This is a genomic window from Pseudomonas sp. ES4 (assembly GCF_050586665.1).
In the GTDB taxonomy this organism is placed as follows: Bacteria; Pseudomonadota; Gammaproteobacteria; order Pseudomonadales; family Pseudomonadaceae; genus Aquipseudomonas; species Aquipseudomonas frederiksbergensis.
The window spans coordinates 58151-76295 of sequence record NZ_JBOBDO010000019.1 but is presented as its reverse complement, the minus strand read 5'-3'; the positions used below and the strand labels follow the sequence as shown (position 1 = coordinate 76295).

19 protein-coding genes, 1 tRNA gene and 1 pseudogene are annotated in these 18145 nt (G+C 58.4%); 7 read left to right on the top strand and 14 right to left on the bottom strand.

Features of this window, described 5'->3' with window-relative positions; all coding sequences use genetic code 11:
• Nucleotides 1–43: 43 nt before the first annotated feature.
• The 5 genes and pseudogenes from ACQ4OB_RS20185 to ACQ4OB_RS20165 form a co-directional block, all read right to left on the bottom strand.
• The gene (locus tag ACQ4OB_RS20185) at nt 44–337 is read right to left on the bottom strand and encodes a YcgL domain-containing protein (RefSeq protein WP_007898694.1); all 294 of its coding nucleotides are present in this window, start codon (nt 335–337) and stop codon (nt 44–46) included.
• A complete protein-coding gene (rnd, locus tag ACQ4OB_RS20180) occupies nt 334–1467 on the bottom strand; it encodes a ribonuclease D (protein ID WP_430956322.1) in 1134 nt (377 codons plus the stop codon). The genes ACQ4OB_RS20185 and rnd overlap by 4 nt, the downstream gene beginning before the upstream one ends.
• 123 nt (nt 1468–1590) lie before the next feature.
• Nucleotides 1591–1855, bottom strand: a pseudogene (locus ACQ4OB_RS20175) (class I SAM-dependent methyltransferase); the annotation flags it as partial.
• Nucleotides 1856–1865: 10 nt separating this feature from the next.
• Nucleotides 1866–3515, bottom strand: a complete 1650-nt coding sequence (locus ACQ4OB_RS20170; protein ID WP_430956321.1) for a phosphoethanolamine transferase — start codon at nt 3513–3515, stop codon at nt 1866–1868.
• A 179-nt stretch (nt 3516–3694) separates the two neighbouring features.
• Complete coding sequence (locus ACQ4OB_RS20165) at nt 3695–5077, bottom strand: glutamine synthetase family protein (protein WP_430956320.1); 1383 nt, start codon at nt 5075–5077, stop codon at nt 3695–3697.
• Between the two features lie 543 nt (nt 5078–5620).
• Here ACQ4OB_RS20165 and ACQ4OB_RS20160 point away from each other — a divergent pair.
• The 3 genes from ACQ4OB_RS20160 (at nt 5621) to ACQ4OB_RS20150 (ending at nt 8806) form a co-directional block, all read left to right on the top strand.
• On the top strand, nt 5621–6805 hold the full coding sequence (locus ACQ4OB_RS20160; RefSeq protein WP_430956319.1) for a cyanate transporter: 1185 nt from the start codon (nt 5621–5623) through the stop codon (nt 6803–6805).
• Between the two features lie 15 nt (nt 6806–6820).
• Entirely contained in the window at nt 6821–7738 is a 918-nt protein-coding gene (locus tag ACQ4OB_RS20155; protein WP_430956318.1) for a DMT family transporter, read from the top strand.
• Nucleotides 7739–7870: 132 nt separating this feature from the next.
• A complete protein-coding gene (locus tag ACQ4OB_RS20150; RefSeq protein ID WP_430956317.1) occupies nt 7871–8806 on the top strand; it encodes a LysR family transcriptional regulator in 936 nt (311 codons plus the stop codon).
• A gap of 3 nt (nt 8807–8809) precedes the next feature.
• On the opposite strand, the gene ACQ4OB_RS20145 is transcribed toward ACQ4OB_RS20150, so the two are convergent.
• A complete protein-coding gene (locus ACQ4OB_RS20145) occupies nt 8810–9175 on the bottom strand; it encodes a 5-carboxymethyl-2-hydroxymuconate Delta-isomerase (RefSeq protein WP_430956316.1) in 366 nt (121 codons plus the stop codon).
• A 57-nt stretch (nt 9176–9232) separates the two neighbouring features.
• The gene (locus ACQ4OB_RS20140) at nt 9233–10156 is read right to left on the bottom strand and encodes a LysR substrate-binding domain-containing protein (protein WP_430956315.1); all 924 of its coding nucleotides are present in this window, start codon (nt 10154–10156) and stop codon (nt 9233–9235) included.
• A gap of 233 nt (nt 10157–10389) precedes the next feature.
• Between ACQ4OB_RS20140 and ACQ4OB_RS20135 the strand changes: the two genes are divergently transcribed.
• Nucleotides 10390–10596 carry a hypothetical protein gene (locus tag ACQ4OB_RS20135; RefSeq protein WP_074874293.1) on the top strand — a complete coding sequence of 69 codons (207 nt, stop codon included), beginning with the start codon at nt 10390–10392 and terminating at the stop codon, nt 10594–10596.
• 58 nt (nt 10597–10654) lie between these two features.
• Here the strand turns inward: ACQ4OB_RS20135 and ACQ4OB_RS20130 are convergent, their stop codons facing one another.
• Both ACQ4OB_RS20130 and ACQ4OB_RS20125 read right to left on the bottom strand, forming a co-directional pair.
• Nucleotides 10655–10846 carry a YegP family protein gene (locus tag ACQ4OB_RS20130; RefSeq protein ID WP_074874292.1) on the bottom strand — a complete coding sequence of 64 codons (192 nt, stop codon included), beginning with the start codon at nt 10844–10846 and terminating at the stop codon, nt 10655–10657.
• Between the two features lie 290 nt (nt 10847–11136).
• On the bottom strand, nt 11137–11463 hold the full coding sequence (locus ACQ4OB_RS20125) for a hypothetical protein (protein ID WP_074874291.1): 327 nt from the start codon (nt 11461–11463) through the stop codon (nt 11137–11139).
• Between the two features lie 217 nt (nt 11464–11680).
• Between ACQ4OB_RS20125 and ACQ4OB_RS20120 the strand changes: the two genes are divergently transcribed.
• Nucleotides 11681–12928 (top strand): MFS transporter, encoded by a 1248-nt coding sequence (locus ACQ4OB_RS20120; RefSeq protein WP_102615527.1) that lies wholly within the window; start codon nt 11681–11683, stop codon nt 12926–12928.
• Nucleotides 12929–13025: 97 nt separating this feature from the next.
• On the opposite strand, the gene ACQ4OB_RS20115 is transcribed toward ACQ4OB_RS20120, so the two are convergent.
• The 5 genes from ACQ4OB_RS20115 to dapA form a co-directional block, all read right to left on the bottom strand.
• Nucleotides 13026–13115: transfer RNA gene (locus tag ACQ4OB_RS20115), tRNA-Ser, on the bottom strand.
• 83 nt (nt 13116–13198) lie between these two features.
• Nucleotides 13199–13912 carry a phosphoribosylaminoimidazolesuccinocarboxamide synthase gene (purC, locus tag ACQ4OB_RS20110; RefSeq protein WP_008034929.1) on the bottom strand — a complete coding sequence of 238 codons (714 nt, stop codon included), beginning with the start codon at nt 13910–13912 and terminating at the stop codon, nt 13199–13201.
• 28 nt (nt 13913–13940) lie between these two features.
• Entirely contained in the window at nt 13941–14699 is a 759-nt protein-coding gene (locus ACQ4OB_RS20105) for an MBL fold metallo-hydrolase (protein WP_008153089.1), read from the bottom strand.
• A gap of 4 nt (nt 14700–14703) precedes the next feature.
• Nucleotides 14704–15819: an outer membrane protein assembly factor BamC gene (bamC, locus tag ACQ4OB_RS20100; protein WP_074874286.1), complete on the bottom strand. Its 1116-nt coding sequence runs from the start codon at nt 15817–15819 to the stop codon at nt 14704–14706.
• 17 nt (nt 15820–15836) lie between these two features.
• Nucleotides 15837–16715: a 4-hydroxy-tetrahydrodipicolinate synthase gene (gene dapA / locus ACQ4OB_RS20095; RefSeq protein WP_074874285.1), complete on the bottom strand. Its 879-nt coding sequence runs from the start codon at nt 16713–16715 to the stop codon at nt 15837–15839.
• Nucleotides 16716–17042: 327 nt separating this feature from the next.
• On the opposite strand from dapA, the gene ACQ4OB_RS20090 reads away from it, so the two are divergent.
• Both ACQ4OB_RS20090 and ACQ4OB_RS20085 read left to right on the top strand, forming a co-directional pair.
• Nucleotides 17043–17603: a glycine cleavage system protein R gene (locus ACQ4OB_RS20090; protein ID WP_046055714.1), complete on the top strand. Its 561-nt coding sequence runs from the start codon at nt 17043–17045 to the stop codon at nt 17601–17603.
• Nucleotides 17604–17613: 10 nt separating this feature from the next.
• Nucleotides 17614–18087, top strand: coding sequence for a peroxiredoxin (locus ACQ4OB_RS20085; RefSeq protein WP_430956314.1), 474 nt, complete (start codon nt 17614–17616; stop codon nt 18085–18087).
• The last annotated feature ends 58 nt before the right edge of the window (nt 18088–18145 follow it).

Sequence of the window (18145 nt, the reverse complement as noted above, 5' to 3'; positions counted from 1 at the left end):
TTCCAGTGTTTCATAAAGGCTCTGAACAGAGCCTGTCTGCCGGTCACATCGGGTCGTTGCGGCGCAGCAATTCTTCCGGCAAATGTTCGATGTACTCGTCTTCGGCCGGTGGCATCTGCAAGTGATAACCCTGCTTCTCAAGGTTTTCCAGCACCACGGTGATGTCCTCGCGCGACAGTTTGCGCTCGGGGGTCAGCACCAGGTCGAAGGCGTGATGCGGTTTGCCGAAGGCGGCCATCAGACTTTCCGGGACGCGCTCCAGTGCATCGCTTTTGAGCACATAGAGGTACATCTCGTTTTTCTTCAGGCTTCGATAAATGGAGCAAATACGTTTCAAGGCTGTTCTCCGGCGGTGGCCAGGCTGTCGAGCAGCGCCTGGCCCATCAATTCGCGGCGCCAGCCACGCAGCGAATCAGGCAATTGGTAAGGACCGTTGGGATAGCCGCTCTTGAGCAGCGCTTCCAGGGTTTTCTTGCGCAGCATCAGCTCTGGCGCGATGTTCAGGCGCTCAGCTTCGGCCTGGCCGATCGCACGCAGCTGTTTGACCAGCGTGGCGGCGTCCACCGGCAAAGGCTCCGGCACCGCAGGCGGCCATTGATCAGGCGACACACTGCCAGAGCGTTTGATCAGCTCAAGCAGAAACTCGCCGTCCTGACGCACGGTACGCGGGTGCATGTCTTCGATTTTTGCCAACGCGCCGAGGTTGTCCGGCTGAGTCCGCGCCAACGGCCACAGGGAGTGCTCACGCACGATGCGGTTGCGCGGCAGATCACGGGCGCGGGCTTCGCGCTCCCGCCAGGCGCACAGTTCACGCAACACGGCGAGCTGGGCGCGGGAAAGCTTCCAGGCCAGCTTGGCTTCACGATAGACCTCATACGGATCAACTTCGCGGCGCAGATTGGCCACCAGCTCGGCACCGTCTTCCAGGACCCAGGCGTACTTGTCGTCAGAAAGCTTCGGACGAAGCTGTACGAAAACTTCCGCCAAGTGCAAGGCATCTTCGGCGGCGTAGCTGATTTGGGTATCGGAAAGTGGACGTTGCAGCCAGTCGGAACGGGTCTCGCCCTTGGGCAGGTCGATGCCGAGCACTTCCTGCACCAGCCGTGAATAACCCATGGAAAAACCGAGGTTCAGGTAAGCGGCGGCCAGTTGGGTGTCGAACAGTGGCGCTGGCAGGCTGCCGGTCAGGCGCAGCAGGACTTCGAGGTCTTCGCTGCACGCATGGACGACTTTGACCACGGCCGGGTTCTCCAGCAACGCGGCCAGCGGCTGCCAGTTGTCGATGGTCAGCGGGTCAATCAGGTAAGCGCGTACGCCATCGCCGATCTGCAGCAGGCCTGCAATCGGATAAAAGGTGTCGACCCGCATGAATTCGGTGTCGAGGGCAACGAATGGCAGCTGCTGCCACTCGGCACAAAACTGACCGAGGCTATCGTTGTCGCGAATCCAGTGAATATCGATGGCCACACGGCTCTCCCTTGAAGAATGGCGCGCAGTATATATCGCCCCCGGCGATTTCCGCGCATTCACTGAACAAGAGCTTTAGCGAAAATGCCGGCCAAACAGCAAGAAATGTCTGACAGGCGGAGACTAGCGGGCCTTACGCAGTACGTAGACACGCATCCGCGCACAGCCGGGCAGTAAATCCTGATGACTGACCTGTGCAATTTAACTCGGATTCCACGTCGGCCTTGCTGGCCAACGGTCTAGCGGCCTTCGTACGTCGGCCTTTGAAATGAGTATCGATCCGTATCGCCACAATCACCGTATCGCGACGACCCCGATGGAATTCCTTGAGCATTGCCAAACGATGCTCGGGACAGGCGATGTGTTGAAACAGCTGCATGCAAAAAAGGGTGAAGCACTTACTCTTTGGCCAGAACGCCGTCGATCACCGCACCGCGACATCCGGCAAACATATCCAGGTCCTGGTTGTAGACCTTGCTCTTGACCTCCAGCAAACCAAGCATCGAATGGAACAGGTTGTCCTGGCTCAAGGGCTTTTCGCGACTCAGTTGCAGGCAATGGGTATCCACCGAGAACGACTTTTGATAGCTGTCGGAAAACCAGGCCAGCATCGCGACATGTTTTTGTTGTTCCGGCGCCAGCATGTAAGGCGTGCCATGCAGGAACAAGTTGTACTCGCCCAGGGATTCGCCGTGGTCCGACAGATAGAGCATCGCGGTGTCGACTTTGTCCTGATTGCTACGCAACAAATCGATCAGGGTGGACAGCACGTGGTCGGTATACACCAGGGTGTTGTCGTAGCCATTGACGATACTTTCGCGACTGCAATTGTTCAGGGCGTTACTTTCACAAACAGGGGTGAAGTGTTCGTACTCTTTCGGGTAGCGCTTGAAGTATTCCGGACCGTGGCTGCCCATCTGGTGCAACACCAGTACCGTGTCTTTATCCAGCGTATCGATGAAGTGCTGCAAACCCTGCAGCAGGATTTCATCGCGGCATTCGCTATTGGCGCACAGTACCGGGTCCTTGAGGTTACTGACGTCGTCGAGGGTGACCCGATCGCAAGTGCCTTTGCAGCCTGATTGGTTATCGCGCCAGATCACGTCGAGCCCCGCGTGCTTGAGTACATCCAGCAAGCCTTCCTCGTTTTTTGCCTTGCTGGCGTTGTAGTTCTTGCGGCCCATGTCGGAGAACATGCACGGCACCGACACCGCTGTTTCCGTACCGCAGGAATGCACATCGGTAAAAGCGATCAGGCCGGCTTCTTTATCCAGTTTGGGTGTGGTGTCACGGTCATACCCCAGGATGCCGAAGTTCTCGGCCCGGGCACTTTCGCCCACCACCAGCACGGTCAGGGATTTGCGGCCGTGGGTTTGCCAGGCGGGATTTCGCTGGGCATCTTCGCCCAGCGTGACGAAGGGTTGCCGCGCAGAGGCGACCTGCTCACGCAGATAGCCGGCCGAGGCGCCAATGTAGTTGCTCGGCACCACCATCAGGCGCAACTCATGGTGATTGCGAAACAATGAGGACAAGCCTTGATAGTTAACCAGCGCAACCCCACCGATCACAGCAACTGACGCGACACTCACGAGAACTTTGCTGAGTAGCTCACGGTGCCAGTGACGGTAACTAACCGGCGTTCGCCATAATAAAAAGGACGGCAAAACCCCGAGCAAAACTATATAGGCAAGTAACTTGATCGAGAGTAAGTCACGCACTTCTGTCGCATTGGTTTGCGCAAAGTTACGCAACATGCCGGTGTCAATCAAAACACCATATTGGCTCATGAAATACGCCACTCCGGCGCTGATCATGAAGAGCAGGGTCAACACCGGCTTGAGCACAAACCGGAACGCCAGCAGGGTCAGCACAATGTTGAAGGCCGCCAGGATCATCAAGCCGAACACCACGCGCATGACGATGCCTTGACCGTCAGATGCCGTGATCTCAAACAGGTGCTGCCAGAGAACAAGATTGAAGCCTGTTAACAGAAAGGCACTGGCAATCAGTGTCACCCACTCGGGGCGCACGGCTTTAATCTTCCACATGATGATCGGCTGTTCCTGAAAAGAAGTGCCATCGGCAAATGTGAAAACTTCATTTACCGCGATTGCACTAATTTTAGGTAGCCAACCCTCAATTTTTTGTGAAAAAGAAGCCAACGATTAGTTGGCTCGTGGCATTAGACCAAGACTCTTGACTGATTTGAGAATGGTTCAGATTCTGTTCAGGCTTGATGCAAATACCAGCGCCAGTCCTGCTCGCCGACTTCGCCCATGAACTGTCGATACTCGGCACGTTTTACCGCCAGGTACACGCCGAGGAACTCCCCGCCGAACGCTTCCCGTGCCCAGTTCGAACCTTCCAGCGCCCGCAACGTGGTCAGCCAGTCAGTCGGTAACAGTTCCGTGGCCTGGGCGTAGCCATTGCCCTCCACCGGCGCCCCAGGATCGAGTTGTTCGCGAATACCGCGATGGATCCCGGCCAGAATCGCCGCAGCCGCCAGATACGGGTTGGCGTCGGCGCCACAGATGCGGTGTTCGATATGCCGGGAAAACGCCGGCCCGCCGGGCACGCGCAAACTCACGGTGCGATTGTCCACGCCCCACGTGGGTGCCAGCGGCGCATAGCTGTTGGTCTGGAAGCGACGGTAAGAGTTGGCGTTTGGACAAAACAGCAGCAACGAATCGAGCAAGGTGCTGAGCATCCCGCCGACCGCCTGTTTGAGCAGCGGTGTACCTTCCGGGGCTTCGCTGGCGAACAGGTTGTTGCCCTCCTTGTCCGCCAGGCTGACGTGCATGTGCATGCCAGTGCCCGCCAGGTCATCGAACGGTTTGGCCATGAAGCACGCTGTCATTCCGTGCTTGTGCGCCACGCCCTTGACCAGTCGTTTGTAGCGCACTGCTTCGTCCATCGCCTGCAAGGCGTCGGTGCGGTGTTCGAGGGTGATTTCCACTTGCCCCGGCGCGTATTCGGAAATCGCCGTGCGCGCCGGAATGCCCTGGAGTTTGCAGGCGCTGTAGAGATCAGCCAGAAACGGTTCGATCTGCTCCAGTTCACGCAATCCGTAGACTTGGGTCCCGCGCGGACGACCGCCATCGACATCCCGCGCCGGTTGCGGCCGACCGTTGCTGTCGCGCTGCTGATCCAGCAGGTAGAACTCCAGCTCCGCCGCCATCACCGGGTAATAGCCGTCGGCCTGCAGGCCCTCGATGACTTTCGTCAGCAGATGCCGTGGATCGGCAATCGTCGCGGGCATGCCCTCCTTCGGGTGCATGCTGACCTGCACCGCCGCCGTTGGAATCAACCGCCACGGCATGCGCGTCAAACTGCCGCTGATCGGGTACGCCCGGCAGTCGATATCGCCAACGTCCCAGACCAGGCCGGAGTTTTCCACGTCATCGCCGTTGATGGTCAGGCCAAGAATGGTGCTCGGCAATGGCCGTCCGCTTTCGTACACCGCCAGCAGTTCATCGCGGTGCAGCAACTTGCCCCGCGGTACACCGTTGTTGTCGAGGATGAACAACTCGAACATCTCGATATCCGGGTTCTGTTCCAGAAAGGTCAGGGCTTCTTGCTGGGTGGCGAAAGATGTCGTGGCAACACTCATGGGAATTCTCTTATTTCCGCGTCAGGCAAACGCACAGGCGTCGCCGCTTTGATCCCGGCGCATAGCGCGGGACCTGTAAGAACAATCAACGGGAAATGCAGGAATCCGGTGGGCGCGCGTGACGGCAGTGCCACAGCGCCCAAAAGGCTAATTCGGAGGGAAGTGCGACGGGACAACCGTCCATAGAGAAAACCACAGAGAACAGATGACCAGCAGCGTCACACGGGAGGTTAAGTCGTTAAATAAGGATTTGAAGAACTTTGGTTGCGGATTGACTAAACAATTGAGAACCACCACCGGACATGTAGCAGCTGCCGAAGGCTGCGTTCGGCTGCGAAGCAGACGTTAAATCAGCCAATGCGGTATGGCAGGTTCATCCGGTGCCAGAATGTGCGTCTGCTTCGCAGCCGGACGCAGCCTTCGGCAGCTGCTACAGGGAGTACGGGGTGTTATTTAATTTCTAAATACTGCTTGGGACTATCTGATTTGCGGCCCGCAGGCCTCGCGCGCCTAATCGGCGCCTTGTCATTCAAGGTCCGATAGATGGAAAACGTTCGCGCAATCTCCCGCCCCGCCGTCTGGCTGATGTTCAGCATCATTCTTGTCGCCCTGAACCTGCGGCCTTCCATGGCCGCCGTCGGTCCTTTGCTGTCGGCGATTCGCGGTGACATTGCGCTCAGTTTCAGCCTGGCCTCGTTGTTGACCATGCTGCCAGTGATGGCAATGGGGCTGGCGATGTTCTTTGGGCTGGGCGTCAGCCAACGAATCGGCGAACAACGCACCGTGGTGCTCTCGCTGCTGATCATCGGCGTGGCCACGGTGTCGCGGTTATTCCTCGATTCAGCGGCCGAACTGATCCTCAGCGCCGTGTTGGCGGGTATCGGTATCGCGCTGATCCAGGCGTTGATGCCGGCGCTGATCAAATCCCGTTTCAGCGACAACGTTTCGGTGTGCATGGGGCTCTATGTCACGTCGATCATGGGCGGCGCAGCGATTGCGGCGTCGTTTGCGCCGCTGGTGATGATCCGCACTGGCAGCTGGCGTGTGGGCCTGGCGATCTGGGCGGCGCTGGCGCTGGTAGCGCTGCTGTTTTGGTGTCTGCAACGTGCAAGGCTGCCGGCGCAGCCTGCTCAGGCGCAGCGCAATGGGTCGTTCTTCGGCAATTCCCGCGCCTGGCTGCTCGCAATCTTCTTCGGCCTGGGCACGGCGTCCTACACCTGCGTGCTGGCCTGGCTGGCGCCGTACTATGTGGAAAAGGGTTGGAGCGAACAAAACGCCGGGTTGCTGCTGGGTTTCCTGACCGCCATGGAAGTGTTGTCCGGCCTGCTGACACCGGCCATCGCCAACCGCAGCCGTGACCGGCGCGTGGTGCTGGTGGTGTTGCTGGCGCTGATCATGGCCGGTTTCTGCGGGCTTGTTCTCAGCCCGCAACATCTGACGCTGTTGTGGCCCTGTCTGCTGGGGCTCGGTATCGGCGGACTGTTCCCGATGAGCCTGATCGTGTCCCTGGATCATCTGGACAATCCCCGGCGTGCCGGTGGCCTGACCGCGTTCGTGCAAGGCATCGGCTACCTGATCGCCGGTCTCTCGCCGCTGATTGCCGGGTTGATCCGCGATCAGCTCGGCAGCTTCGAATGGGCCTGGTGGTCACTGACCGGCGTCATGGCAGTGATGATCCTGATGGTCTTGCGCTTCGATCCGCGGCATTACGCCCGACACATTCACTGACCCGGACACCCCACCATGAAACACACCGGTTTCGCCGCCGCTCACGTCGGCATGTTGCTCTGGGCACTGTTGATCGCTGCATCGTTTTCGGCGGCAGCACAGGTCAGCCAGGCCATCGACCCGATCCTGCTGACCGGTTTGCGCCTGCTGTTCTGCGCCTTGGTGTTTTTGCCGCTGTTGCTATTCAAGGGTGATATCGCCATGACCGCCCGCGGACTGTTCGGCCATGCCGTGCTCGGCTTGCTGCTGGCGGCGTATTTCGGCTCGCTGTTCGAGGCACTGCGCTACGCTTCGGCCGTCAACACCGGAACGATGTTCACCTTGGTGCCACTGCTGACATTGCTGTTCGAAGCGGTTTTGATGCCCGACAGCCACCTGAAACAGCGGGTGCTGCCGATGCTGATGGCTGCTGCCGGGGCCGTGTTGCTGGTGTTGAAAGGCGCAGGTCCTGGTGAGCTGCCTTCGCTGTATGCAGTGTCGGTGTATGGCGTCGGTTGCCTGGCGATGGCGCTCTACTCGCCCCTGAGTCAATGGCTCAAGGCCCGCAGTCTCAAGGATCGCGGCCCGGTGGGCATGACTTTCTGGAACATGTTGTTCGGTGCGCTGTTTCTGCTGGCACTCTGTGGGTTCAGCGGCGGCTGGCGATCGGCGTCATTGCTGACCGTGAGCGATTTCTGGTGGCTGATTTACCTGGCGGTGTTCGCCACGCTGGCGACCTTCTGGCTGCTGCATCGGGCCATCGGCGTTCTCGCCCCTTCCTCGGTCATTTCCTACATTTACCTGAGCACGCTGCTCCTCACCGTTTTTCACTGGTTCTGGTTCCGTCAGCCGCCACTGCCGCTGGAAATCATCGGCGCGCTGCTGGTGGGAATCGGTATGTGGGCCTTGCTGATGTCCAGTCGCCGCGGGGTGCCTGCAGCCGTTCAGGGCTGAAGACCGCTGGAATTGCCCCACAACTTTCCATGAAAAAGCCTACAAGGCATTCTCCTGGAACCATCGTTCCGTTAGGATCTGTCGCACAAGTTTGCGCACAGTCAGCGCAAGGAGCACAGCGAGACGAAACGGATGTTGAACAGTAACTTGCTTAGAAAGCTCGATATGCAGGACCTCATGGTGTTTATCGCCGTGTATGAGCAAAGCAGCGTCACCGGTGTATCCGAGGCGCTCTGCGTCAGCCAGTCCACCGTGAGTTACTGCCTGAAAAAGCTGCGCACCAGTTTCGAAGACGAACTGTTCATCAATACCCGAGCGGGTATGCGTCCCACCTACAAAGCCAGCACCATGTACACCCACGTGCTGAAGATCCTGGAAAGCATCAACCTGTGTCACGCCGGTGCGCCAGCATTCAATCCAACCCTGCAACCCGTCACCTTCAATATCTGCGCACCGGAATACTTCGAGCAGTTGATCCTGCCGCGCCTGTTGAAAAGCTTCGATTTCGCCGACCTTCCAGTGATGGTCAACATGCACAAGTTCGAAACCGACATCCCGGCCGAAGAGCTACGCGACGGCAGCCTCGACCTGGTGATTTGCTTCGGCCCGAACTTTCATCGCAGTCACGGCGATTTCAAATCCCGAATGCTGCTGGAGGACGACCTGGTCTGCGTCTTCGATAAACGTGCCTCACCGCCGGAGCGGCGTTTAAGCCTGCAAGCCTTTGTTGAACGCCGACACGTGTTCCCGACACCTTGGACGTCCAGCACCAACATGGTTGACGGCTGGTTGGCGCAGCAGGCGCAAAAACGCCAGATCGTCGCGCGCTCCAACAGCTACAGCGCGGCACTGAAGATGATCACCGGCACCGACTTCATCCTGACCCTGCCTCGGCGTATCCAGCAATTGCTGGCCAACGACGCAATCTTCAAACATTGCGAAGCGCCCAACGGCTTGCCGGGATTCAGCCTCGACATGCAGTGGAGCCAGAATGTCGATCAGGACAGCGCCAACACCTGGCTGCGCGAGCAAGTGGTCAAGGCCTGCACCGAGCAGGAAATGGCCTGAAACTCAGTGGCTGATGGCAATCTTGGTGTAAGACTCTCGATCAATGTCGAGGATTTCCACGGCCAGCTGGACTTCAATGTCCGTCGGCCATTCACATAGCTCCTGCACCACAGCCAGCAAACTTTCAGACAACTGCTGCTTGATCTGCGGCGAACGACCGCTCAACAGCGCCAGTTTCACATGCACAAAGGCTCGCTCACCTGACATCGTGCCGACCTTGAACGTTTCAACCTTCACCGCTCGGCTCTTGATGTCGTATTCGGCAGCAAACTGACCGGAAGCCACCAACGCATTGTTGAGTCGGATCAACGCCACGTCAGCATTGAGCTCGGGCAGGTTGGCGGTGTATTCCATGTGCAGGTGAGGCATGACTGAGCTCCTGAAAGTGGGCAGAAAGATCGTACATATATCACAGCATCGCCCTACTCACTCGGGCGGTAAAACCGCTCGCTCACTCATGAACGCCTCCAGCCGTGACCTCAACCAGCGCTCGGCCGGGTCGGTATCGACATGGCTGAGCCAGACCATCGAGAGGTCCAGAGTAGGCGTCTTGAACGGGAACGGTTCCTTGAACAGCTGGCCGGACGCGGCCATCGCTTCGGCGGCGTAGTCCGGCAGACTGGCAATTAGATCGGTCCCGGCCAGCAAGGCCGGCAACGAGCTGTATTGCGGCACGGACAGGACCACGTGGCGCGTGCGACCAATCTCCGCCAGCCACTCATCGGCGTAGCCACTGACATTGGCGGTGTGGGAAACCAGTACGTGCGGTCGCGCGCAATACTCATCCAGCGTCAGCGGTGTGTCCGATGCGTCCGCGCGCAAAATGTTGGGCAGGATGTGCCGCAACAGCTTGCGCTTGGCGTTGGCCGGCAGCCCGCGAGTCTGGCTGATACCAACGGTGATATCGCCGGACGCCAGCAAGTCCGGAATCCGCCAGTAATCGACATGCTGCACCACGAACACCACCTTGGGTGCTTCCTGGCGCAAGGCACGCAGCAATGGCGGCAGCAGGCCAAACTCGACATCGTCCGACAGCCCGATACGAAAGGTCATGGTGCTGCTGGCGGGGTCGAAATCATGGGTCAGGCTCAACGCCACCGATAACGATTCCAGCGCCGGCGACAGGTGCAGAATAATTTCCTCGGCCCGCGCCGTCGGCTCCATACGATGGCCGACGCGAATGAACAGCGGGTCGTTGAACATCGTGCGCAAGCGATTGAGCGCCGAACTGATGGTCGGCTGGCCGAGAAACAATTTTTCCGCCACCCGGGTGACGTTGCGCTCGAGCATCAGCGTTTCAAACACCACCATCAGGTTGATGTCGGCCTTGCGTAGTTCGTTACGATTCATCCACTGACCCCGCTCCCAAATCCGAAGGCAGTTTAGGTAGCTGCCGCAATCGGCGTCTATGCGACTCAAGCACATTTCGTTTAACGAAAATGCAGACCACCGACCAATCCTACGTCCCTTTCCTGATTTCGTTGCTCGTATGGCGGGACTCGCTTGCGCCACTAAGCTCAGCAACGTTTGGGGCAAAACGGCCCTGGCCATCGAAAAACATTTGAACTCAAGGGAGCCTAATCATGGCTAGAGATAAAGCGAAAGACGACAAACACTTCAACTGCACCCAGGACCATGAAGCCGATTACGTCGCCGGCCTTTACCCTCACGCAAAGGAAGAGGTTAAAACGTTCCTCAGGTCGGCCTGCAAGGATAATTCCCTGCACAACTCCACCCACAAGGATGTCTACGACCTGATCAAACGAAAACTGGGGCATTCACAACCATAAGGAAAGCCACTCGATCAAAACAAAGCTGCTCTGACTGAGCAGCTTCACCGTCTGAAGACTAGATTTCCTTGACCGGCGTCTGATCGTGAGTCCCTTTGATCAAGCTGATGGCATGCACACAATCAGACTTGTTGACGTAAGCCTCCCCGCTGGCAATCGTTTCATGGTTACCCGCCCTCAAACGCCATCGCCATTGACCTTTGCCGGTCTGTGCGGTGCCACGGGTTTGCCTGTAAATCTCAAAATACATTGCTCGCTCCTTGCGATTGCTGATGACACAGATCAGTGATCTGCGAAACGAGAGTAGATGAGGTTTTTTTGCAGCAGGGTCTTTCAATGTCAGGGGATGTTTCGCAGATACAGCCTTGATTGACGGGACAACCAATAGAATCGGGGGGCGGTAAATTGGGTGACTGCGCTGAGTAACTTTTCCCTTGAAAAGGCATATTTTTCTTACGCTGCGATGCTGTTCGGTCCGACGTAAAAAACGCTGATTCGAACCTTTGATGATCGCCCGGTAATACATGCCTTACAGACTGCTCACTGATTCTTCTGTTGGGAAGAATCGTCAGCTGACAAGGCCAAAGGTTGTTCTTCCATCAGCACGTCAACTTCTTTAAATTCTGCTTCAGGCTGAGCCGGCTGAGGATGGGGCAGTAAACCCCGCACAGCCCTTTCAATCAGTGAAAGGATTCCATAGGTGATGAAGCCAAAGATCAGTCCAACCACCAAAATGCTCAAAGGGTGCACCTGCGCTGCATCGGGGCTTTCCAACATGTAGCTGAAAGCCTGAACGGCAACGGTCAGGCATGCCGTGAATGCGGCCACCAGCTTCACAAACACCCAAAACCGTCGCCATCTGTTCATGCATCCCCCCGACATCCGGTGATTTGCCCTGTATTGCATGATAGCTAATGACCAGAGTTACACCGAAAACCAGAAAATGCTGATGTGAGATCGGCGCAACTGTCTGATCGAAATCACTCATCGATCCAGCGTATCTTGGCGGAGTTAGCGGCAACGCGGCTGCGGGGGTACGACGCGCTATCAGATGCTTATGCCAAACAGACTTACGAGGCTCATGATGAAAACCACGGACAAGTCGGATGGCACTTCGGTTACTGCGCCAGTCGAGAAGACGTCAACCGCCAATGCCTGGCGCACCATGCCTGGCGGCATCTGGGCGTTGGGCTTCGTCTCGATGCTGATGGATATCTCCTCAGAGATGATCCATGCCTTGTTGCCGCTCTATATGGTCACCGTGCTCGGGACCTCCGTCTTGGCGGTGGGTCTCATCGAAGGTATTGCCGAGGCTACGGCCTCGATCACCAAGGTATTCTCCGGGGCGCTCAGTGATCGATTGGGCAAGCGCAAGCTGCTCGCAGCGTTGGGCTATGGGCTGGGGGCACTGTCCAAACCGATCTTTCCTTTGGCGAGCTCGCTGGACTGGCTGATCGGGGCTCGCTTTATCGACCGCATTGGCAAAGGTATTCGCGGCGCCCCGCGCGATGCATTGGTGGCCGACATCACACCGCCGGCGATACGGGGGGCAGCTTTCGGCCTGCGGCAAACTCTGGATACCGTGGGTGCATTCCTGGGTCCGTTGCTGGCGATCGGATTGATGTGGCTGACCGCGAACCACTTCCAGACTGTGTTCTGGGTCGCCGTCATTCCGGCCTTCCTTGCCGTCGCAGTGCTGCTGGTGTTCGTTCACGAGCCCAAACAAGCGGAAGGAACGCGTCGGGTGCGTGCGCCTTTGAGCCGGCGGGAATTAGCCCGACTGGGCGCTGGCTACTGGTGGGTGGTGGGTGTTGCTGCGGTGTTCACCTTGGCCCGTTTCAGCGAAGCCTTTCTGATACTGCGCGGCCAGGCCGTCGGGCTCGCGCCGATGTGGGCGCCAGCGGTGCTTGTTCTGATGGGAGTGGCCTACTCACTGTCAGCCTATCCCGCCGGGGCCTTGTCTGATCGTGTCAGCCGCGTGGCGGTGCTCGGCGCAGGTCTGATTTTGCTGATTGCTGCCGACCTGACCCTGGCGTTCGCGCCGGGTATCGAAGGCCTGATCGTCGGCGTCGTTCTATGGGGCCTGCACATGGGGTTTACCCAAGGAATATTCGCCGCCCTGATCGCCGATTGCGCACCGGCTGAACTGCGCGGGACGGCATTTGGCATGTTCAATCTGTTAACCGGGTTGGCCTTGCTGCTGGCCAGCGTCATCGCTGGAGCGCTGTGGGACACGATAGGCTTCCAAGCCACTTTCCTGATGGGTGGCGGCTTTGCTGTTCTGACTTTGTTGGGATTGTGGGTGATCAAGGCGAGAGTTCTGGTTCGATAGGAAAGAGCAGGCTGCAAATTTGCCCTAAACAAAACGCCGGGAACGAAAAAGCCCCTGAAATCTTTAACAATTTCAGGGGCTTAGTCTTATTCAATAATGGCGGAGAGATAGGGATTCGAACCCTAGGTACCGGTGAAGGTACAACGGATTTCGAATCCGTCCCATTCGGCCACTCTGGCATCTCTCCAACGGCGCGCATCATAACAACACTTTTGCCGGAAGCGAACCCCCTAAGCGAAATTTTTCCGTGCTATCAGATGCTTGCGTCGATTAAAGCGGTACGCCCAGACGATTGGCGACTTCTTCGTACGCTTCGATGACGTCACCGAGGCCCTGACGGAAGCGGTCCTTGTCCATTTTCTTGCCGGTGGCTTTGTCCCACAGACGGCAGCCATCCGGGCTGAATTCGTCGCCCAGGACGATGGAGCCGTCGGAGAACACGCCGAACTCCAGCTTGAAGTCGACCAGCAACAGGCCGGCGTCGTCGAACAGTTTGCTCAGGACTTCGTTGACCTTGAGCGACAGTTCTTTCATGCGAACCAGTTGCTCGGCGGTGCCCCAACCGAAAGCCACGACGTGGGATTCGTTGATGAACGGGTCGCCCTTGGCGTCGTCCTTCAGGAACAGTTCGAAGGTGTAAGGGTTGAGCTTCATGCCCTCTTCAACGCCCAGGCGCTTGACCAGGCTGCCGGCGGCGTAGTTACGCACGACGCACTCGACCGGGATCATGTCGAGCTTCTTCACCAGGCATTCATTGTCGCCCAGCAGTTTGTCGAATTGGGTCGGCACGCCGGCTGCTTCGAGTTTCTGCATGATGAAGGCGTTGAACTTGTTGTTCACCATGCCTTTGCGGTCGAGCTGCTCGATGCGCTTGCCGTCGAACGCCGAAGTGTCGTTGCGAAACAGCAGGATCAAGCGGTCAGCGTCGTCGGTCTTGAAAACCGATTTGGCTTTGCCGCGGTAGAGTTCTTCACGTTTTTCCATGATGGGCTCCGCTTGCTAAGTAGGTGGGCTAGGCGATGTGTCGCCAGTCGAGCCCTGAATCTTGATCGGCCAGTTGCAGCCAGTCCGGGTCGCACCCGAGGGTGTCGACAAAACATTGCCGGGCCAGCTGCGGCAGGTTGTTCTTGCTGCTCAGATGGGCCAGGACCAGATGTTGCAGGCCTTGCCAGCCCAACTCGGACACCAGGAATGCCGCCTGATGGTTGTTCAAATGCCCCAGTTCACCGCCTACCCGCTGCTTGAGAAAGTACGGGTAATGACCGCGAGCCAGCATGTCACGGCAATGGTTGGACTCGATCATCAACGCATCGAGGTCCCGATAACCGTCCAGCACCTTGTTGCAATACGAGCCCAGGTCGGTCAACAGGCCGAAACGCCGCTCACCGTCACTGAAGACGTATTGCGTCGGTTCCTGTGCATCATGGGCCACGGCAATGACGCCGATGCTCAGTGCGCCGATCTGCAGTTGCTCGCCGCCGGCCAGTAGGCCAGCCGGTTCTATGGGTTTGCGCATCCCGCGCAGGGTACCGCGACTGAGGTAGACAGGCAGATTGTAGCGCCGAGACAGCAAACCCACGCCATGCACGTGGTCGGCATGTTCGTGGGTCACGAGTATCGCGCTCAGCTGCGCAGGGTTCACACCCAGGCGCAGCAGGCGTTTTTCGGTTTCCCGCAGGGAGAAACCACAATCCACCAGCACATACGTGTCAGCGCTGGCTATCAGCGTGCCGTTCCCTTGGCTACCGCTACCGAGAACGGCAAAACGCATGTGATCAGCCCAGATTGTCCTGAATCACGCTCAATACCTTGCGCGCCACATCTGCCGGCGCCACGGTGTTGATGTTTTTCTCTACGGTGACCTGGACGTTTTCGCCAACCTTGCTCAGGCGAACCTGATAACGCTCGGCACGGGCTTCAACTTCTTCCTTGTCCGGCTTGCTGCCGAACAGACCACTGAAGAAACCTGGCTTCTCGTCCTTCTTCTCGGCTTTTTCGGCCAGGTTGATGTAGTAGAGACCCAGGCTGCGGTTGATGTCTTCAACGCGCCACTCGCCCTGTTCCAGCGCACGACCGACGCTCGACCAGGCACGATCCAGGTCGGTGCCGACGTTCAGGACAGGGTTACCGCTGCCGTCTTCGCTCAGGCTGACACGACTTGGCGTATCGGCGTCACGCGAAGCCAGCATGGAGACCGAACCGCCCTTCTCCGAAGTGCGACTCATGCTCGCGAGCATGTCGTCGACCAGTGCCGCGTCCAGGCCAGTGTTGACCGAACGGTTGGTGAAGGCCACGTCGGCGGTGCTACCGGCAGGACGCTCGGCGCTGACCACGTAGATTTCGCTGGTGTTGCGCTGCACGCCTGGCTCGATGCGGACCCGCACGCGGGTTTCGCTGTCAGCGCCGACACCGGCTGCGCTCAGGCGCTTGGCCATCGCTGCGGACAGTTCGTCGGAATGCTGCCAGGTGGTGGTGAATTCGCCGGTTTGCGGACGCTGTTCGTCCAGACGGAAACCGTTGTCCTGGAAGAACTGCACGGCCACTGGCCAGGCTTCGGCTGGCGGGTTCTGAGCGACGATCCAACGCGAATCACCGGTCTTTTGCAGCGAGTAGGCGCTGGCGTCAGCCGCTGCCGACAACGGCTGCGGACGAGGAACGATGTACTCGCCCTTGACGGAGTCATCGGCCACGTTGCGCGGGATCGGCAACAGCGGATCCAGACGTTTGGCGGTGCTGACATCCGGCGGCAGTTGCATGGGTGCAGTCTGTTGCGCTTCCAGGTAATCGCTACCGCGGTCACGGAAATAACCTTCCGGGCCCCAGACCCATCCACAGCCACTGGTGCTGGAGATGATCAAGGCAAGTGCGGAAAGTCCGGCCAATCGCTTCATGCGTAGTACTTCCTCAATTAAACCAGGACGCCGCACTGGCGCAGGGCCGTGCGAAGCGTTTCATGACAAGGTGCGCTCAGCCAGGTCAGCGGCAGGCGAATGCCTTCGTGCATCAGGCCCATTTCGACCAAAGCCCACTTCACCGGAATCGGGTTGGCTTCGATGAACAGATCCTTGTGCAGCGGCATCAATTTTTCGTTGATTGCCCGTGCAGTCTCGGCGTCGCCCTTGAGCGCCGCCTCGCACAGGTCGGCCATTTCGCGCGGGGCGACGTTGGCGGTGACGGAGATGTTGCCCTTGCCGCCCATCAGGATCAGCTCGACAGCGGTCGGATCATCGCCGGACAGCACGATGAAGTCCTTGCTCACGCCATCAAGGATTGCCTTGGCACGCTTCATGTCGCCGGTGGCTTCCTTGATACCGATGATGTTCGGCACAGTGGACAGGCGAATCACGGTCTCGGCCTGCATGTCGCAGGAGGTGCGGCCAGGAACGTTGTAGAGGATCTGAGGGATGTCGACCGCTTCGGCAATGTGCTTGAAGTGCAGGTACAAGCCTTCCTGGGTCGGCTTGTTGTAGTACGGAACGACCAACAGGCAGGCGTCGGCGCCGGCCTCTTTGGCGTTACGGGTCAGTTCCACGGCTTCGCGGGTCGAGTTGGCGCCGGTACCGGCGATGACCGGAATACGGCCATTGACCTGCTTGACCACGGCTTTGATGACGGCGATGTGTTCGTCTACGTCGAGGGTTGCCGACTCGCCGGTAGTACCGACCGCGACAATGGCATGGGTGCCGTTTTCAAGGTGGAAGTCCACGAGTTTGCTGAGGCTGTCCCAGTCAAGACGCCCTTGTGCATCCATGGGTGTGACCAGTGCCACCATACTGCCCGCAATCATGAAACCGCTCCTGCCGGAAAAAGAGAGCGGTAATGGTACTGGCGCCAAGATGCTTGTACAAGCGAAGTACTGCGCTGCTGCCATTCCCCTTGGCGCTGCTTTTCGCTACCCTTCAGACTTTGATCGGTACTGATAAGCTCGTACGCCGGGTTCCAGCCTCCATTTTCGGCATCACAAGCCCCGATCCAGCGTTGCCGCCCCTCGCTCCTGCCTCACTGGAGCATGTTGCAACCTTGTGGCTCGGGTTTTCTGAATTCGCATCCGCAGGCTCGTTCCCGGAAAAAAGCCCTTGGTCGTACCGACCGCTCATCGCTTTAGGAATGCTGCATGTCCACCCCCACAGTTCGCGAACAATTCCTTGTCATCAGTGCCCTCGGCGCCAACCCCATGGAGCTGACTAACGTCCTGTGCCGCGCCAGCCATGAAAACCGCTGCGCCGTGGTCACCTCTCGCCTGACACGTCATGGCGAGTGCAGTGCGTTGATCCTCGAGATCTCCGGCAGCTGGGACGCCCTGGCGCGCCTCGAAGGCAGCCTGTCGAGCCTCGCCAAGAAGCACGCCTTTACGGTCAACGTAGTGCGTAGCGCGGCGCTGGAGAATCGTCCTCAAGCCCTGCCATACGTCGCTTATGTCAGCTCGGCTTACCGCTCGGACATCATCAACGAGCTGTGCCAGTTCTTCATGGACCACAACGTCGAGTTGGAAAACCTGACCTGCGACACCTATCAGGCTCCGCAAACCGGCGGCACCATGCTCAATGCCACGTTTACCGTGACCTTGCCGGCCGGTGTGCAGATCAGCTGGCTGCGCGATCAGTTCCTGGATTTCGCCGACGCGCTGAACCTGGATGCCCTGATCGAACCGTGGCGCCCACAAAACCCAATGTAAGGAAGCTTTCATGGCCGTTGCCATCGACCAACCGGTTGCCGACTTCGAAGCACCCGCCACCAGCGGGCAGACCGTCAACCTCGCGAACCTCAAAGGCAAGCAGGTGGTGATCTACTTCTATCCAAAGGACAGCACGCCAGGCTGCACCACTCAAGGCCAGGGCTTTCGTGACCAGCTCGACGCCTTTAAAGCCGCCAACACCGAAGTCTTTGGCGTGTCCCGCGACAGCCTTAAATCACACGAAAACTTCAAGGCCAAGCAGGCGTTCACCTTCGAGCTGATCAGCGACAAGGAAGAGGCGCTCTGCCAGCAGTTCGACGTGATCAAGCTGAAAAAGCTCTATGGCAAGGAATATATGGGCGTTGATCGCAGCACGTTCCTGATCGACAAGGATGGTGTGCTGCGTCAGGAATGGCGCGGAGTGAAGGTACCGGGGCATGTGGATGCGGTTTTGGCTGCAGCTCAGGCGCTGAACAAGGCCTGATTTTTAGCGTCCTTTCGGACGCTTTCGCGAGCAAGCCCGCTCCCACAGTTGACCGAGT

Excerpts from the sequence above, each read along its gene's own strand:
- ACQ4OB_RS20120 (WP_102615527.1), top strand. The coding sequence starts at position 11,681 with ATGAAAACCACGGACAAGTCGGATGGCACTTCGGTTACTGCGCCAGTC.
- ACQ4OB_RS20150 (WP_430956317.1), top strand. The coding sequence starts at position 7,871 with ATGTTGAACAGTAACTTGCTTAGAAAGCTCGATATGCAGGACCTCATG.
- ACQ4OB_RS20090 (WP_046055714.1), top strand. The coding sequence starts at position 17,043 with ATGTCCACCCCCACAGTTCGCGAACAATTCCTTGTCATCAGTGCCCTC.
- bamC (WP_074874286.1), bottom strand. The coding sequence starts at position 15,819 with ATGAAGCGATTGGCCGGACTTTCCGCACTTGCCTTGATCATCTCCAGC.
- ACQ4OB_RS20085 (WP_430956314.1), top strand. The coding sequence starts at position 17,614 with ATGGCCGTTGCCATCGACCAACCGGTTGCCGACTTCGAAGCACCCGCC.
- ACQ4OB_RS20140 (WP_430956315.1), bottom strand. The coding sequence starts at position 10,156 with ATGAATCGTAACGAACTACGCAAGGCCGACATCAACCTGATGGTGGTG.
- ACQ4OB_RS20130 (WP_074874292.1), bottom strand. The coding sequence starts at position 10,846 with ATGTATTTTGAGATTTACAGGCAAACCCGTGGCACCGCACAGACCGGC.
- dapA (WP_074874285.1), bottom strand. The coding sequence starts at position 16,715 with ATGATTGCGGGCAGTATGGTGGCACTGGTCACACCCATGGATGCACAA.
- ACQ4OB_RS20160 (WP_430956319.1), top strand. The coding sequence starts at position 5,621 with ATGGAAAACGTTCGCGCAATCTCCCGCCCCGCCGTCTGGCTGATGTTC.
- ACQ4OB_RS20125 (WP_074874291.1), bottom strand. The coding sequence starts at position 11,463 with ATGAACAGATGGCGACGGTTTTGGGTGTTTGTGAAGCTGGTGGCCGCA.
- ACQ4OB_RS20170 (WP_430956321.1), bottom strand. The coding sequence starts at position 3,515 with ATGTGGAAGATTAAAGCCGTGCGCCCCGAGTGGGTGACACTGATTGCC.
- ACQ4OB_RS20165 (WP_430956320.1), bottom strand. The coding sequence starts at position 5,077 with ATGAGTGTTGCCACGACATCTTTCGCCACCCAGCAAGAAGCCCTGACC.
- ACQ4OB_RS20155 (WP_430956318.1), top strand. The coding sequence starts at position 6,821 with ATGAAACACACCGGTTTCGCCGCCGCTCACGTCGGCATGTTGCTCTGG.
- ACQ4OB_RS20135 (WP_074874293.1), top strand. The coding sequence starts at position 10,390 with ATGGCTAGAGATAAAGCGAAAGACGACAAACACTTCAACTGCACCCAG.
- purC (WP_008034929.1), bottom strand. The coding sequence starts at position 13,912 with ATGGAAAAACGTGAAGAACTCTACCGCGGCAAAGCCAAATCGGTTTTC.
- ACQ4OB_RS20145 (WP_430956316.1), bottom strand. The coding sequence starts at position 9,175 with ATGCCTCACCTGCACATGGAATACACCGCCAACCTGCCCGAGCTCAAT.
- ACQ4OB_RS20105 (WP_008153089.1), bottom strand. The coding sequence starts at position 14,699 with ATGCGTTTTGCCGTTCTCGGTAGCGGTAGCCAAGGGAACGGCACGCTG.